This is a genomic window from Kitasatospora sp. NPDC090308 (genome assembly GCF_044769485.1).
GTDB classification, from domain to species: domain Bacteria; phylum Actinomycetota; class Actinomycetes; order Streptomycetales; family Streptomycetaceae; genus Kitasatospora; species Kitasatospora fiedleri.
The window spans coordinates 1-2064 of record NZ_JBIVXY010000040.1; the positions used below are offsets into that span (position 1 = coordinate 1).

General features: G+C 75.0%; 1 protein-coding gene. It reads left to right on the forward strand.

Annotated elements, in window-relative coordinates; genetic code table 11:
* A partial coding sequence (locus tag ACIQVD_RS34180) for a condensation domain-containing protein (RefSeq protein ID WP_402292723.1) occupies nt 1–2064 on the forward strand: 2064 nt, incomplete at both ends.

The following is a 2064-nucleotide window of genomic DNA, read 5'->3' on the forward strand; positions in this document are numbered from 1 at the left end:
GGCCTGACGGCCGAGCGTTTCGTCGCCGACCCGTTCGGCGCGCCGGGTGCCCGGATGTACCGCACCGGCGACGTGGTCCGCTGGCGCGCCGACGGCCTGCTGGACTTCCTGGGCCGGGCCGACGACCAGGTCAAGATCCGCGGCTACCGGATCGAGCCCGGCGAAATCGAGGACGCGCTGACCGCCCACCCGGGCATCGCCCAGGCCGCCGTCGTGGTCCGCGAGGACACCCCGGGCGTCAAGCGCCTGGTCGCCTACCTGGTCGGCACCGCCGAACCGGACGAGGTGCGCACCGCGCTGGCCGCCCGGCTGCCCGAGTACATGGTGCCCTCGGCCCTCGTGGTGCTGGACGCCCTGCCGCTGACCGTCAACGGCAAGCTCGACCGCCAGGCGCTGCCCGCCCCGCAGAGCGGCGGCGGCGAACGCGCCCCGCGCGGGGCCCGCGAGGAGATCCTGTGCGACGTGTTCGGCGAGGCGCTGGGCCTCGCCGAGGTCGGGCCCGAGGAGAACTTCTTCGACCTCGGCGGCCACTCGCTGCTCGCCGCCCGCCTGATCGCCCGGGTCCGCAAGACGCTCGGCGGCGCGCTGACCGTCCGCGACCTGTTCGAGGCCCCCACCCCCGCCGCCCTGGCCCACCGCCTGGACGGCGCGGCCGACACCCGCCCCGCCCTGACCCGCCGCCCCCGCCCCGCCGACCTGCCGCTCTCGCACGCCCAGCGCCGGATGTGGTTCCTGCAGAACCTCGACGGCGACGGCGCGACCTACAACGTCCCACTGGTCGTCCACGTCACCGGCCCGCTCGACCGGGACGCGCTGCGCACCGCCGTCCGCACCGTCAGCGAGCGGCACGAGAGCCTGCGCACCGTCTTCACCGAGCGCGACGGCTCGGTGTTCCAGCAGGTCCTGGACGCCCCGGCCGCCGCCGAGGCGATCGAGGTCCGGACGGTCACCGCGGCCGGGCTCGACGCCGCCGTGCAGGCCGCCGTCCGCCGCGGCTTCGACCTCGCCACCGAGCGGCCGCTGCGCGTCACCGTGCTCGAACTCGGGCCCGAGGAGCACGTGCTGGTGCTGCTGTTCCACCACATCGCGGGCGACGAGTGGTCGATGAACCCGTTCGTCGAGGAGCTCACCGCCGCCTACACCGGCACCGAACTCCCGCCGCTCGCCGTCCAGTACGCCGACTACACGCTCTGGCAGCAGGAGCTGCTCGCCGAGGGCCCCGGCAGCCTGCTGGAGCGCCAGCTCGACCACTGGCGGCAGGCCCTGGCCGGGCTGCCGGAGGAGCTGGCCCTCCCGCTGGACCACCCGCGCACCCCCGTCGCCGCCCACCGGGGCGACACCGTGTACGGGCAGGTCCCGCCCGCCGTCTACCGGGGCCTGCGCGAGGCCGCCCGGTCCACCGGCACCACCACCTTCATGCTGCTCCAGGCCGCCGTCGCCACCCTGCTGCACCGCCTGGGCGCGGGCGAGGACATCCCGCTCGGCGCCCCCGTCGCGGGCCGCTCGGACAGCGGACTGGACCGGCTGGTCGGCTTCTTCGTCAACACCGTGGTGCTGCGCACCGACCTGTCCGGCGACCCGACCTTCGCCGAACTGCTGGGCCGCGTCCGGGAGTTCGACCTGGCCGCGTTCGCCCACCAGGACCTCCCGTTCGACCGCCTGGTGGAGGCCGTCAACCCGCCCCGGGTGCCCGGCCGGCACCCGCTGTTCCAGGTGATGCTCGGCTACCAGCACAGCGACGGGCAGGCCGGCCGCCTGCTCGGCCTGGAGAGCCGGATCGTCCCGAGCGAGCTGGGCGCGGCCAAGTTCGAACTCGACTTCAACTTCGAGGAGACCTCCTCCGCCGAGGAGATCGACATCGCCTTCGAGTACGCCGCCGACCTCTACGACCGCGGCACCGCCGAAGCCCTGCTCGAACGGCTGCTCGCCGTGCTCGCCCAGGTCGCCGAGGACCCGCACCGCCGGGTCGGCAGTCTGGACGTGTTGACGGCGGGGGAGCGGGAGTTGCTGGCGGGGTGGGCTTCGACGGGGCGGGAGTTGCCGTCGGCGTCGGTGGCGGAGTTG